The organism is Arthrobacter sp. P1_C12_2 (assembly GCF_056406415.1).
This window is the reverse complement of record NZ_JBFUAF010000002.1, coordinates 124,861-138,498: the sequence shown is the minus strand read 5'-3', so window position 1 is coordinate 138,498 and position 13,638 is coordinate 124,861. Positions and strand designations below refer to the sequence as shown.

At 67.8% G+C, this 13,638-nt stretch carries 13 protein-coding genes; 4 read left to right on the top strand and 9 right to left on the bottom strand.

What is annotated here, in order from left to right; translation table 11 throughout:
- Positions 1-47: 47 nt before the first annotated feature.
- From dop to AC1DZQ_RS03230, 5 genes are all read right to left on the bottom strand, one after another.
- Positions 48-1,721: a depupylase/deamidase Dop gene (dop, locus tag AC1DZQ_RS03250; protein ID WP_476962138.1), complete on the bottom strand. Its 1,674-nt coding sequence runs from the start codon at positions 1,719-1,721 to the stop codon at positions 48-50.
- Positions 1,718-3,529 (bottom strand): proteasome ATPase, encoded by a 1,812-nt coding sequence (gene arc, locus AC1DZQ_RS03245; RefSeq protein ID WP_476962137.1) that lies wholly within the window; start codon positions 3,527-3,529, stop codon positions 1,718-1,720. The genes dop and arc overlap by 4 nt, the downstream gene beginning before the upstream one ends.
- An 84-nt stretch (positions 3,530-3,613) precedes the next feature.
- Positions 3,614-4,690, bottom strand: a complete 1,077-nt coding sequence (locus tag AC1DZQ_RS03240; RefSeq protein WP_476962136.1) for a tRNA (adenine-N1)-methyltransferase — start codon at positions 4,688-4,690, stop codon at positions 3,614-3,616.
- 102 nt (positions 4,691-4,792) lie between these two features.
- On the bottom strand, positions 4,793-5,980 hold the full coding sequence (locus AC1DZQ_RS03235; protein WP_476962135.1) for a site-2 protease family protein: 1,188 nt from the start codon (positions 5,978-5,980) through the stop codon (positions 4,793-4,795).
- The gene (locus AC1DZQ_RS03230; protein ID WP_476962134.1) at positions 5,973-6,758 is read right to left on the bottom strand and encodes an HAD family hydrolase; all 786 of its coding nucleotides are present in this window, start codon (positions 6,756-6,758) and stop codon (positions 5,973-5,975) included. The genes AC1DZQ_RS03235 and AC1DZQ_RS03230 overlap by 8 nt, the downstream gene beginning before the upstream one ends.
- 153 nt (positions 6,759-6,911) lie before the next feature.
- Between AC1DZQ_RS03230 and AC1DZQ_RS03225 the strand changes: the two genes are divergently transcribed.
- Positions 6,912-7,817, top strand: coding sequence for a PAC2 family protein (locus AC1DZQ_RS03225; protein ID WP_476962133.1), 906 nt, complete (start codon positions 6,912-6,914; stop codon positions 7,815-7,817).
- A gap of 278 nt (positions 7,818-8,095) precedes the next feature.
- The gene (locus AC1DZQ_RS03220; RefSeq protein WP_476962132.1) at positions 8,096-8,614 is read left to right on the top strand and encodes a DUF1269 domain-containing protein; all 519 of its coding nucleotides are present in this window, start codon (positions 8,096-8,098) and stop codon (positions 8,612-8,614) included.
- Positions 8,615-8,690: 76 nt separating this feature from the next.
- Here the strand turns inward: AC1DZQ_RS03220 and mshC are convergent, their stop codons facing one another.
- Together mshC and AC1DZQ_RS03210 are read right to left on the bottom strand one after the other, a co-directional pair.
- Positions 8,691-9,971 (bottom strand): cysteine--1-D-myo-inosityl 2-amino-2-deoxy-alpha-D-glucopyranoside ligase, encoded by a 1,281-nt coding sequence (mshC, locus tag AC1DZQ_RS03215; RefSeq protein WP_476962131.1) that lies wholly within the window; start codon positions 9,969-9,971, stop codon positions 8,691-8,693.
- A gap of 15 nt (positions 9,972-9,986) precedes the next feature.
- Positions 9,987-10,820 (bottom strand): undecaprenyl-diphosphate phosphatase, encoded by an 834-nt coding sequence (locus tag AC1DZQ_RS03210; protein ID WP_476962130.1) that lies wholly within the window; start codon positions 10,818-10,820, stop codon positions 9,987-9,989.
- A 50-nt stretch (positions 10,821-10,870) separates the two neighbouring features.
- Here AC1DZQ_RS03210 and AC1DZQ_RS03205 point away from each other — a divergent pair, with 50 nt between their 5' ends.
- Positions 10,871-11,806 (top strand): aldo/keto reductase, encoded by a 936-nt coding sequence (locus AC1DZQ_RS03205; RefSeq protein ID WP_476962129.1) that lies wholly within the window; start codon positions 10,871-10,873, stop codon positions 11,804-11,806.
- Between the two features lie 29 nt (positions 11,807-11,835).
- On the opposite strand, the gene AC1DZQ_RS03200 is transcribed toward AC1DZQ_RS03205, so the two are convergent.
- On the bottom strand, positions 11,836-12,108 hold the full coding sequence (locus AC1DZQ_RS03200; RefSeq protein WP_476962128.1) for a hypothetical protein: 273 nt from the start codon (positions 12,106-12,108) through the stop codon (positions 11,836-11,838).
- Positions 12,109-12,148: 40 nt separating this feature from the next.
- Between AC1DZQ_RS03200 and AC1DZQ_RS03195 the strand changes: the two genes are divergently transcribed.
- Entirely contained in the window at positions 12,149-12,382 is a 234-nt protein-coding gene (locus AC1DZQ_RS03195; RefSeq protein ID WP_476962127.1) for a DUF5703 family protein, read from the top strand.
- A gap of 85 nt (positions 12,383-12,467) precedes the next feature.
- Here AC1DZQ_RS03195 and AC1DZQ_RS03190 read toward each other — a convergent pair whose 3' ends face one another.
- Complete coding sequence (locus tag AC1DZQ_RS03190; protein WP_476962126.1) at positions 12,468-13,631, bottom strand: acyl-CoA dehydrogenase family protein; 1,164 nt, start codon at positions 13,629-13,631, stop codon at positions 12,468-12,470.
- Positions 13,632-13,638: the final 7 nt, after the last annotated feature.

Genomic DNA, 13,638 nt, shown 5'->3' with positions numbered 1-13,638 from the left:
CTGTAGCAATAGTGCCACGCCCGGGGCGCCCGCGGGGGGCTTTGTTTTTAGGAACCGGGACTAAGCCCGAGCAACTCGGCCAGGAACGTCCCGGCCTCCCGGTGCCGGGCAAACAGGCCGCCTGTGAGGGCTTCGGTTCCGCGCAGCGGCTCCCGGGTTGGGACCCGCTGGAGCCTGCCGCGGCCGGGGACATCGAAGATCACCGAGTCCCAGCTGGCCCCCGCGAGGTCTGCGCCGAACCTGCTGACGCAGCGCCCGCGGAAGTACGCCCGCGTGTCCGACGGCGGTTCGGTCACCGCACGCGCGATCGCGGCGTCGTCGACGATTCGCTGCATCCGATCGCGGGCCAGCAGCCGGTAGTAGAGCCCTTTTTCGGGGCGGATGTCGGCCCACTGCAGGTCCACCAGGCCCAGCCGCGCGTTGTCCCACTCCAGGCCGTCACGCTGGCGGTAGCCCTCCAGCAGGGACAGCTTGGCGAGCCACTCCACCGAGGAAGCGGCCGCCGCCCGGTCACCGCCGAGTTCGCTCAGCGTGGCGGACCACCGCTCCAGGACCTCGTGGGTGTGGCCGTCACCGTCCACGGCGTCGGCGACGCCGGTGTCCTGTGCACGCTTGGAAGCGGCCTCGAAATAGATCCATTGCAGGTCCAGGGCGCTGATCCGCCGGCCGTCGCCCAGGCGCAGGAGCGCGGTGAGCGAGGTGTCGTGGCTGACGGCCTGCAGGGCGGCGACGGGCTCGTGGACTTCAATCCGCGGTGCCAGCCCGGCCTCGATCAGGCTCAGGACCATGGCGGTGGTGCCGAACTTGAGGAAGTTGGACGCCTGGCTCAGGTTGGCGTCGCCGATGATGACGTGCAGCCTGCGGTATTTGTCTGCGGTGGCGTGGGGTTCGTCCCGGGTGTTGATGATGGGGCGGCGGATGGTGGTTTCCAGGCCCACTTCGGTTTCGAAGAAGTCAGCGCGCTGGCTGATCTGGTAGCCGGCCCGGGCGCTGTCCTGCCCGAGGCCCACCCGCCCGGCACCGCAAATGATCTGCCGGGTGACGAAAAACGGCGTGAGGCCGCGCACGATCTCGCCGAACGGCACCGAGCGGGGCATCAGGTAGTTCTCGTGCGAGCCGTAGGAGACCGACTTGTTGTCCGTGTTGTTCTTATACAGGTTGATCGGCGGAAGTTCGGGATCGGCGGCGAGGCGCCGGACCGTGGCCAGGGCCACGAGGTCACCGGCGGCGTCCCACGTGACGGCGGCGCGGGGGTTGGTCACCTCGGGGCTGGAATACTCCGGATGGGCGTGGTCCACGTACAACCGTGCGCCGTTGCCCAGCACCATGTTCATCAGCAGCGTGCCGGTCTCGTCCTCGCCGTCGGCCTCGAGTTCCTGCCGCCCGTAGGCGAGGGCGATCGCCTCGGCGTCGAGGACAGGAGGCTGGTCGGTGAGTTGTTCCGGGTCCGCGCTGCTGCGCTCCAAAGTCCAGCCGCGGGCGTCGTGCAGCGGTTCCTCGTCGGTGTAGTCCCACCGGGTCTCGGCGCCGCCGGCGGCCCGCTGCCGGGTCACCTGGGCGTACGCCTGAATGACCCGGGCTGACATCATCGTGGCGTTGGCTCCCGGGGCCGAGGGCGCGTGGATGCCGTATTCGGTCTCCGAGCCCATCACCCTCATCGCCCCGCCGACCGGCAGGCCGCCGGAAGTGTCGGCGGGCTTGCCGGGTACTACAGCCGTCACAGGTACTGGCCTGTGCTGGGCATCGTCTCGATGGACTTCCCGGGCTCCTGGCCGGCCTTGCCCTGGACGATGGTGCGGATGTACGTGATGCGCTCGCCCTTCTTGCCGGAGATGCGTGCCCAGTCGTCCGGGTTGGTGGTGTTGGGCATGTCCTCGTGTTCACGGAACTCGTCCACGACCGCCCGGAGCAGGTGGTCGATCCGCAGGCCCTTCTGACCGATGGTCAGCAGATCCTTGATGGCGTACTTCTTGGCCCGGTCCACGACGTTCTGCACCACGGCGCCGGAATTGAAGTCCTTGAAGTAGAGCATTTCGGTGTCGCCGTTGGCGTAGGTGACCTCGAGGTATTCGTTGGACTTCTCGGTGGAATACATCGCCTCGACAGTCCGCTGGACCATGGCGTCCACCGTCGCCTGCACGTCGCCGCTGTGCTCGGCGAGGTCGGTCTCGTGGAAGGGCAGATCCGTGGTGATGTACTTGTTGAAGATGTCGGCCGCTGCCTCGGCGTCGGGTCGCTGGATCTTCACCTTGACGTCCAGGCGGCCCGGGCGCAGGATCGCCGGATCGATCATGTCTTCCCGGTTGGAGGCACCGATCACGATCACGTTGTCCAGCCGTTCGACGCCGTCGATCTCGCTGAGGAGCTGCGGGACGATGGTGGTTTCGACGTCGGAAGAAATGCCGGTGCCGCGGGTGCGGAACAGGGAGTCCATTTCGTCGAAGAACACCACCACCGGGCTGCCCTCGGACGCCTTCTCCCGGGCGCGCGCGAAGATCAGTCGGATGTGGCGTTCGGTCTCGCCGACGTACTTATCGAGCAGCTCGGGTCCCTTGATGTTCAGGAAGTAGCTCTTCATGTCCGTCTTGCCGGCGCGCTCAGCGGCCCGTGCGGCCAGCGAGTTGGCCACCGCCTTGGCGATCAGGGTCTTGCCGCAGCCGGGCGGGCCGTACAGCAGGATGCCCTTGGGCGCTTTCAGCCCGTGCTCCCGGTACAGGTCCGGGTGCAGGAACGGCAGCTCGACGGCGTCGCGGATCTGTTCGATCTGCGGGCCCAGGCCGCCGATGTCCTGGTAGGTGATGTCCGGGACTTCCTCGAGCACGAGGTTCTCCACCTCGGAGCGCGGGATTTTTTCCAGGGCGTAACCGGTGCGGGAATCGATCGACAGCGCGTCGCCGACCCGGAGGCGCTGGGCGAGCAGGGCACCGGAGAGCCGGATGACCCGCTCCTCGTCGGCGCGGCCCACCACAAGGGCGCGGTCCGACCCCAGCATTTCCTTGAGCGTGACGAGGTCCCCGGCCCGCTCGTAGCCTAGCCCGGCAACCACCATCAGGGCTTCGTTGAGCAGGACTTCCTGCCCGACGGCCAGCTGGCTGATGTTGACCAGCGGGCTGATCCCCACCCGCATCTTGCGGCCGGCGTTGAAGATATCCACGGATTCTTCGGTGGCCGCCTGGCCGCTGTTCCCGGCCGTCGGCTGCCGTTTCGGGTTGAGCTGGAGGATAGTGCCGAAGCTGTACGGCGGCTGTCCCTCCTGGTCGAGGGCGTTTTTCAGCCGCAGGATCTCGGCCTTGGCCGTTTCCAGCATGCTGACCAGTTTGGAGTTGTTCTGCGTCGCGGCGGCAAGCTGGCGGTCGATGTGGCGGAGCTTGTCCCGGAGGATGTTGACTTGCCGCTCTGCGACGGACAGTTCATTGGCGGCGTACCGGTCACCGTCGCCGGCTGCGGCGCGGGCCGCGTCCAAGCGTGCGGCAGCATCCGCTGCGTCCTCGGACGGTGTGCGGCCCGGGTCAGTATTCGGAGTCTCCATCGTGCATCAGCCCCTTCCTGCTCTTCTGTTAAGACCATAGCCCTAAGAAGGCGGGTGCCGCTGGAGACATCCGAAATATGCTGCCTAGTTCGTTATCTCCGGGGCGTCGACGACGTTTGTTCCGGCGATTGCGTCGCGGGCGGCGCGGCGCAGCTTCTTATCCGAGACGGCACGCTCGCCCACAGCGCCCGGGGTCCAGGCGTTGACGTCTTCTTCGTTAAAGTCGGTCTTGGAGGGGCGGCGTTTCACCGAGATTCCCGTGACGCCGTCGGCGAGCCGGCGGGTTACCAGCAGGAAGCCCGTGTGGGCGACCATGCGGTGGTCCGGGCGCACGGCCAGGCCCTCGAGATGCCAGCCGCRGACCATGGATTCCCACGCGTCAGGTTCGGTGAAACGTCCGTCCGCGCGGATGGCTTCGGCTGTTCGCGAAAGCTGCGTCACAGTCGCGACATAATTGATCCACACGCCGCCGGGTGCCAGAACGGTGGCGACGGCGTCGAGGCATTCCCACGGCGCGAGCATGTCCAGGACCACGCGGTCCACGGAGCCGGGTTCCTCGGTGCGCACTACTTCCTCCTGGAAGTCGCCGAGCGAGATCTTCCAGGCCGGGTGTGGGCCGCCGAAGATGGTCTCGACGTTGCCGCGGGCAATGTCCGCGAACTCCTGGCGGCGTTCAAAGGAATGCAGGTACCCGTTGTCCCCCACCGCGCGCAGCAGCGAGATGGACAGGGCGCCCGAGCCGACGCCGGCTTCAACAACGCGCGCGCCGGGGAAGATGTCCGCCATGGTCACGATCTGGCCGGCGTCCTTGGGGTAGACCACGGCCGCGCCGCGCGGCATGGAGAGCACGAAGTCCGAGAGCAGCGGGCGCAGGGTCTGGTACTGCTGTCCGACGTTGTTGACCACCACCGAGCCGTCAGGCTTGCCGATGATCTCGTCATGGTTCAGGAAGCCCCGGTGGGTGTGGAAGGCCCCGCCGACTTCGAGTGTGATCGTGTTCATGCGGCCGCGCTCGTCCGTGAGCTGGACCCGCTCGCCTTCGCGGAACGGTCCGCGGCGGCGCGCCGCACCCGTCGCACCATTCGCGCCGGCAGCAGTTGTGGTGCCAGCGGCCGTGGTGGTGTTGGCCGCAGTGGTGTTGGCGGCAGTGTCGCTGCTCATGAAGATGTTCCTCGCTCCTGTAAAGCTGTGTGGCCGCGGACATGCCGGCGGGCACCGGTCCTTGCGCGTGGGGGGCCGGAAAATCACGACCGCCCAGTAACTCTACCGGTTCTGGCCCTGGTTCTGGCGTTCGTTCCGGTACTTGCCCGTAATGGCACGGAGGACGGCCGACTGGCGCAGCAGCCCGGTGACCGCGCCCTCCCGGTCCACCACCGCGTACTCCTGGCCCTCGATCTGGGCCAGGTACTGGACCAGCTCCTGGCCCTTGGACCATTCGGGCACATAGGCGCCGGCGCCAAGGGGGTAGGAAACGGCGGACAGGGCAGTCTCCGCGGCCAGGTTGGCCGGCACGGTGGCTGCGGCTGCGGCGTCGACGATGCCCACGGGCCGGCCGTCCCGGTCGCACAGCACCGCGGCGGGCTTTCCTGCCGGCGCCCGGTCCAGGAGGTCCGCGACCGTGGCGGTTTCCGGGAGGCCGACGGCGGGTTCGGCGAGGGCAGCGGCGTCGACAAGGTACAGCCGGCCCCGCAGGCGGGCCTGCTGGATCGACGCCGATGCCCCCATCCACAGGAAGCTGCCCACCAGGGCGGTGATGAGGGTGAAGGAAATATCGGGCCGTGCGCCGCTGACCAGGGGCAGGACAATAAACCACAGGGCCAGGCCGATCACGATGATCCGGCCCGCCCAACCGGCGGCAATGGTGCCCTTCTCCTGGCTGCCGGTGGCCTTCCAGACGGCGGATTCGACCAGCCGGCCCCCGTCGAGCGGAAGGCCGGGAAGGACGTTGAAGATGCCGATCAGCAGGTTGGCCCAGACAAAGATGTTGGCCAGGATATCGGCAACGCCGCTCAGGTCTCCGTACGCGAGCGGGAGCCAGCCCGCGCCGGCCAGGACGAAGTTCGCGGCCGGGCCGGCCATCGCCACCAGGACGGAGCGGCCAGGTGAGGCCGTGAAGCTCTGGAATTGGGTGTGCCCGCCCCAGAGGTTGAGGACAATTTTCTCCGTGGGCCAGTTGAACAGCTTCGCGGTCAGCGCATGCGCGAGTTCGTGGGCCAGCACGGAAATCAGGAGCAGCAGCGCGTAGGCGAAGGCGACGAAGAACGCGGTGATGCCGAGGCGCGGATTGTTGCTCTGCAGGACCGGCCCGTACGCGATCACCGTGAAGGCCGCGATGATGAACCAGGAATACGCCAGAAACACCGGAATGCCGGCAATGCGGCCCAGTGGGATGCCCTCCCGGCGGGTCGCCGGACTCTTGCCGGGCTGTCCCTGGCTGCCGGTGTCAGCCACGGACGTGGCTTCCGGTCGGGCGGACGGTTGAGTCCGCGGTTACGTGGCCGGCTGAGTCCGCGGCGGCGCCCAAGGTGGCGTCCGGGAATTCATGCCGCAGGGCCACGAGCTCTTCCAGGTCCGAGACCGTCCGCCCTTCCAGGGTGTCCCAGGTGGCGCGGCGGGGATCGTGCGGGAGTGGCAGGATGTGCGGGATGGCGACCGTGACAACGCCGGACGCGACGGCGGCGGCGACACCAGGCACGGAATCTTCCAGGGCCACGCAGTGGTGCAGGCCGAGTTCGGGGTCCTGCTGTTGCAGGAGCCCGACGGCCGTGAGGTAGGCCTCCGGGTGCGGCTTGCCCTGCGTGACCGTGTCCCCCGTGACGAGGAACTCGAAGTAGGGCTCCGGCAGGCTCGCAACGATCTCCCGGGCCAGCGGGGCCTCGGACATGGTGACGAGGGCGCAGCGGACGCCGGCGTTGTACAGCTCGTCGAGCAGTTCGCGGGCCCCGGGCCGCCAGGGAATGGAGGTCCGGACCTGGCTGATCACATGGCCGGTGAGCGTGTCGATGATCTCGCGCCGTTCCATCGCCACGCCGGCCTCCTGCAGGATCCCCGCGGAAAACATCAGGGACTGTCCCACGAGTTGCATGGCCTGGTCCTGGGACCACTGTCCGCCGTGGGCTTCGACGAGCGCGCGTTCGGCTTCGATCCAGTAGGGCTCGGTGTCGACAATGGTGCCATCCATGTCCCAGAGCGCTGCTTTAAGGAGGGGCCGGGAAGCTGAGGATCGCATGCCTTCCAGTCTACGGGGAAGCCCGCGGCGGGGCGCCCGCGCTACGCCTACGGCGAATTCTGTCCGGTCGGCCGCGGGATTCCGGGCGGAATTTGCGTTTCCGTGGCGCGCGATTGCCTGCGCAGGGCGGGTTCTTGGACGTAGGGTGATGGGATGAACAGCTTCGAGGCAGACCCCACCGAACCAGGCGCCGTCTCCGAGCCGGAGCGGCTGCTGCAGCCCGTCCCCGAGGGCCGGCGCATCACCGTCATGCTGGCGGCCTTCGAAGGCTGGAACGACGCCGGGGAGGCCGCCAGCGATGCCCTGCGCTACCTGAACAAACTCTGGGGCGGCAAGAAGGTCGGGGCCATCGACGCCGACGAGTACTACGACTTTCAGTTCACCCGGCCCACGATCCGACGGACGGCGGCCGGTGAGCGGAAGATCAAGTGGCCGTCCACGCGGATCTTCAAGGCCAGCGTCCCTGAGTCGAATGTGGACGTCATCTTCGTCCAGGGCACTGAGCCGTCCTATAAGTGGCGTGCCTACACCGCGGAGCTGCTGGTGCACGCGGAGGCACTGCGTGTCGACTACGTCATCCTGGTCGGTGCGCTGCTGGCTGACGTGCCGCACAGCCGGCCGATTCCGGTCAGCACTTCCACGGACGACGCCGCACTGCGTGAGCGGATGGACCTGGAGGCCTCGCAGTACGAGGGGCCGGTGGGAATTGTGGGCGTGCTCGGCGAGGTCGCGCTGCTGGCGGGGCTCCCGACAGTCTCGCTTTGGGCGGCCGTGCCGCATTACGTAGCCCAGGCCCCGTCACCGAAGGCACAGTTGGCCCTGCTGCACCGGATCGAGGAGCTGCTCCAGGTCCCGCTGGACACCACGGAACTCGTCGAGGAGGCCGACGCGTGGGAGCGCGGCGTGGACGAACTCGCCACGGAGGATCCCGAAATCGCGGCGTATGTCCGCCAGCTGGAGGAGGCCAAGGACACCGCCGACCTCCCGGAGGCCAGCGGTGAATCGATCGCCCGCGAATTCGAGCGTTACCTCAAGCGCCGGGGCAAGGACAAGCCCTAGTCCGTTTCTCCCTATTGACGGCATCCCCGGCCCGGTAGATGCCGAAGGGTTCATCCCCGGACCAGAGTCTTATGACCCTGCCGGGGCGCGGCTGTCGGGGCAAGAGTTGGACCTGCGCGACGACCGGTTTGCGTACCGCCGCGGTCTGGACCGGGCAGGCCGCCCGCCGTGCGGGATTCGGGTCTGTCCCGTACCTTCCGGACCGTCAGCGTCGGTAAAGAGTCGATTAAAGAAGCGGAGTGGCCGCTGCGCCGGCCAGAGCTCGCTGGAGGTACACCATGGCAGATCACAACTACATCTTGTTCGTAGCGTCGTACGCCGACGAGGGCTCGGCGGCAGAAGATTTCAAGGCGATCAAGGGCCTGGACGACGCGGCCGTGGCGGCTGCGGTCGTCCTGTCGCGTGACGCCTCGGGCCAGACCGAGGTCAAGGAGCACGGGGGCGGACTGGTCGCCGGCGGCACCACGGCCGGCGCCATCGGCGGGCTGGTGGTCGGACTGTTCGCTCCGCCGCTGCTGCTGTCCGGCGTGATCGGTGCCGGGATCGGCGCAGGTGTTGGCGCCATCAGGAAGCGTCACGAGGAGAAGTCCATCGGCGTCGACGCGGAGGAGTGGCTGCCGCCGGGCTCCTCGGCGATCGTTGCCGTCGTCGACGATCTCTACCTCGACCGCGTCGACAAGGCGATCGACAAGGCCACCAAGAAGGTCAGCAAGGCCGTCGAAAGTGGTGACTACGACGCCGTCGTCAAGGCCGTGAACGAGGGCGACGAGAAGATCATCGAAGCCGCTTCCTCCTGATCGGCCGACGCAACCAACGCGGAGATAGCCGCTGGCTTCCGGGGATTGCCCCCGGGCGGGGCCGTTCGTTGACGGGCTAGAGTTCGACGCCGAGCAGCGCGTTGACGGCGTCGCTCACCAGCGCGGCGTCCGTGGCCGAGGCCTCCCCCGGGGCTGCCAGGGCGAAGGTGGCCCAGGCGTCGACTGCGGCGAGGGCGCCGGGCGCATTCAGGTCATTGGCGAGCTCGGTCCGCAGCCGGCCGATGAGGGCCGCGGCCGAGCCCTGCGGAGCCACGGCGAGGGCCTCGCGCCAGGTGCGGAGCCGGTCTTTGGCCTCGGTGAACCCGGCACCGGTCCAGGACCAGTCCGTGCGGTAGTGGTGGGCCAGGATCGCGAGGCGGATCGCGGCAGGCTCTTCCCCGTCAGCGCGGAGTCTGGAGACCAGGACAAGGTTGCCCTTGGACTTGCTCATCTTTTCGCCGTCGAGGCCCACCATGCCGGCGTGCGTGAAGTGGCGGGCCAGCGGCACGCCGGCCAGTGAGTACGCGTGGCCGGCACCCATTTCGTGGTGCGGGAAAATGAGGTCGGAGCCGCCGCCTTGGACGGTGAACGGCTTGGGCAGGTAGTCCTGGGCGATCACGGTGCATTCGATGTGCCAGCCGGGCCGGCCCTCCCCCAGCTCGCCGCCGGGCCAGCTGGGCTCGCCCTCGCGGGCAACCCGCCAGAGCAGCGGATCCAGGGCCTGGCGCTTCCCGGCCCGTCCCGGGTCGCCGCCGCGTTCGGCGAAGAGTTCCAGCATTTCGGCGTCGGAGAGTCCGGAAATGGATCCCAGGGTCCAGGCGTCGACGTCATCCGTCGAGTGCTTCCCGGCGGCTTCGACGTCGTAGTAGACGTCGCCGTCGGGCTCGCCGCCGGTGCCGGGGACGCGGTACGCCAGTCCGTTGCGCAGGAGGCGCTCGATGGCGGGAACGATCATCGGAACGGCCTCGACGGCACCGATGTAGTGGTCCGGGGCGAGGACGTTCAGCGCCTCCATGTCGATCTGGAAGAGCTCGATCTGGCTCGCGGCGAGTTCACGCCAGTCGACTCCTGTAGCCGTGGCGCGCTCCAGGAGGGGATCGTCGACGTCGGTCACGTTCTGGACGTAGGAGACCTGCTGCCCGCCGTCCCGCCACGCGCGGTTCAGGAGGTCAAAGGCGACATAGCTGGCCGCGTGGCCCATGTGGGTGGCGTCATACGGGGTGATGCCGCAGACATACATGGACTGCTCACCCGTGGCCTCCAGGGTGACGATTCCGCCCTTGGCGGTGTCGAAGATGCGGAGGGCGGGCATGCTGCCGGGGAGCTGGGCAACAGGGCGGGAGATCCAGGATTTCACAGCCCAAGCCTAGTGCTAGGCGCTGATGACATTGAAACCGAGCAGCAGGAACAGGGACATTCCCAGGATGATCCGGTACCAGACAAAGAGCCGGTAACCGCGGGTGGAGACGTACTTCAGGAACCAGCCGATGATGACGTAGCCCACAATGAACGCGATCACTGTGGCCAGGGCCGTTTCCGGGAGACCGTACGGGCCCGTGATGCCTTCCTTGGAGACCACCTTGTACAGCTGGTACAGGCCGCTGCCGAACACGGCGGGGATGGCCAGCAGGAACGAGTAGCGGGCCGCCGCCTCACGGGTGTAGCCCATCAGGAGGCCGGCGCTGATCGTGCCGCCGGAGCGGGACACGCCCGGGAACAGGGCCAGGGCCTGCGCGAGTCCGTAATAGAGGCCGTGTTTGTAGGTCAGCTGCGTCAGTTCGCGGTCCTGCTTGCCGATGGTGTCGGCCACTGCGAGGACCATGCCGAACACAATCAGCATGGTCGCGACGCCCCACAGGCTGCGGAGTACCGATTCGATCTGGTCCTGGAACAGCAGGCCGAGGACGATGATCGGGATGCTGCCCAGGATCACCAGCCAGCCCATGCGCGCATCCGGGTCTTGCCGGGACGTTTTGCCGGTCAGCGAACCGGCCCACGCGCGGACGATCCGCAGGATGTCGCGCCAGAAGTAGACAATGACCGCCGTCTCGGTGCCCAGCTGGGTGATAGCCGTAAATGCCGCGCCGGGGTCGGATGCCTCCGGCAGGAAGGCACCGAAAATCCGCAGGTGGGCGCTCGAGGAAATCGGGAGGAACTCGGTCAACCCCTGTACCAGGCCCAGCAGAGCCGCTTGTATCCAGTTCACGTTTATAGACCCTACGTTACGAAGCAGCCCGACCCCGTAAGCTTGCTGACATGCAGCAGCGTTATGTCGGCAACAGTGGGTTGCGCGTGTCCGCCCTATCCCTTGGCACCATGTCCTGGGCCCGGGAAACCGAGGAACAGGATGCCGCCGCCCTGGTGCGGTCCTTCGTCGATGCCGGCGGAACCCTGATCGATACCGCGGCGTCCTACGCCGACGGGCAGGCCGAGGCCATGCTCGGCGGAATCTTGGGCGACGTCGTGGCCCGTTCCGAAGTGGTGATCTCCACCAAAGCCGGACTGACGACGGCGGACGGGCGCCGCAGCGTCGACACCTCCCGCAACGGCATGCTCTCCGGGCTGGACGCGAGCCTTGCCCGGCTGGGAACCGACTACGTGGATCTCTGGTTCGCGCACGCCTGGGATTCGAATGTTCCGCTGGAGGAAACCCTGTCCGCGCTGGACCACGCAGTGCGGTCCGGCCGGGCGCGTTACGCCGGCGTCTCCAATTTCAATGGCTGGCAGACAGCAAAGGCCGCCGCGATCGCGGGCTTCCCCCTCGTGGCCAACCAGTCCGAGTACTCGCTCCTGCAGCGCAGCGCCGAGATTGAGCTGATTCCGGCCATCGAGGACGCAGGGCTGGGCCTGATGGCCTGGGGTCCGATCGGGCGCGGTGTCCTGAGCGGCAAATACCGCGGCCACATCCCGGCTGATTCCCGTGCCGCCAACCAGCGGCTGGCGACGTACGTGGAACCCTATCTCGAGGGACCGGCCTCAAGCGTAGTCGAGGCCGTCGCCATGGCGGCCAAGGGACTCGGCCGGACGCCGCTGGATGTGTCGCTGAGCTGGCTCCTGTCCCAGCAAGGCGTGGCAACCGCCGTGGTCGGGCCCCGGACACCGGTTCAGCTCAAGGAGATCTTGGATTCGGCGCTCGCACCGCTGCCGCCGGAGATCGCACAGGCGCTCGAAGACGTGTCCGACCCCGGCTGAGGGCGGCCCACGGAGTTCCGCAGGTCCGCCTAGTTCTCCGAATTTTGCAGGATCTCGAGGTCCTCTTCGTCGTCGACATCGTCTTCTTCGTCGTCTTCGTCCTCGTCGATGACTTGGAGCGGCGTCACTTCCCCGTACGCCTCGTACAGGGCGTCGTCGTAGACTTCAAAGGCGTCAGCAACGGCGAAGAACGCCGCCTCGACCGCGGGGTCCCCGTCACTTCTGCGGGCGGAAGCCGCCGCCAGGTGTTCTTCTAACGCAGAGGTCAGTGACTGAAGCGCGACACGCGGATCGATGCTCATGACTTCACGTTAGTCGGAAAAAGACGAAAATGGAGAGCAAATGAAAGAACATTTTCTGAGCAGCTCGGTCCGGCGGGAACGGGACTATGTGAAGCAGTACGAGTACCTCGTTCTGACGGTCGGTCCTGAGGATTCCCTCCCCGAGGCCCGCCGCCGGCTCGTGGAGCATTCCGAGTACGGCAAATGGGAACTGGAACGCAGCCGCCTTTACGTGGGCGGCGGGCGGCGTTTCTGGTTGCGCCGGAAARTCATCCAGGTCCAGCGCACCGTCTAGGCCGCCCGGGCCCCGCCAGCACGCCGGCCGGGCACGCCGGCCGGCGGTCGACAGCCGCGAACGCCGCGGGGAGTCCGGGGCAGCCCTAGGGTGTCTCCAGCGGGCCCAGCCAGGCGTTCGCCACGGTATTGTGCGCCGACTCATCATCTGACGGGTGGAACATGCCGGCGAGCACGTCCCGGTACAGCCGCTCCAGCTCGGAGCCGCGGAAGTAGCTGGAGCCTCCGGATACCCGGATGGCGAGGTCCACCACGGCGCGCGCCGTTTCCGTCGCCCGGATCTTGAGCCCCACGAGCCGGGGGAACCACTGGGCGCCGTGCTCTGCGAGTTCGTCGACGTCGGCCGCCACGCGGGACAGCTGCGGGTAGAGCGCATCCATGGCCATCGCCGCCTCTGCCACCTTCCAGCGGGTGTCCGGGTCCTGGGCGTAGCTGCGGCCGCCGTTCTTGAACGATGTCCGGCGCTGCACGGCTTCCACCCCGAGCATGAGGGCCCGTTCGCCGATTCCCGTGTACACCGCGGCGAGCAGGGTCTCGAAGCAGGCGAAGATCGCGAAGATCAGCGGGTCGGCGTTCGGGCCTACCGGCAGTTTCCGGAAGATGCGATCCGCCGGCACGACGGCGCCGTCCAGGACGGTCGTGTTGGACTGGCTGGCCCGCATGCCGAGCGTGTCCCAGTCGGGCAGGATCTCGTAGCCGGGCGTCTCCCGGGTGATGAACCCGTGGACCAGTTCACCGGCGCCGTCCGCGGCCTTGGAGTCCTTCCCGAAGATCCCCAGCCGGGTCCACGCCGGTGACAGGCTGGTGAAGATCTTGCGGCCGGTGAAGCTGTAGCCGCCGTCGGGCAGCGGGGCGGCCTCGGTGCGGGAATCGAACAGCACGGAGTCGTTGCCGGCCTCCGAATTGCCGAAGGCGAAGACCTCGCCCTGCGCGGCTTCCTGGAGGATGAAGTCCAGCGACGAGTCACCCCGGGCGGCAAGGACCTGGGCGACGCCGGTCCACACCAGGTGCATGTTGACGGCCAGCGCCGTGGCCGGCGCCGCGGTCGCCAGCCGGCGTTGCAGCTGCGCCGCTTCCGCCAGCCCGAGGCCGAGGCCGCCGTCGACCGCGGGGACGAAGATCTTCAGGTAGCCGGCCGCCGTGAGCTCCGCGAGGTCCTCGTGGAAGAAGACGTTGTCGCGGTCGTAGCCGGCGGCGCGGCCGCGGATCCGTTCCAGCAGCGGCCCGCTCAGGATGTCCTCGGGCGTCATGGGTGTC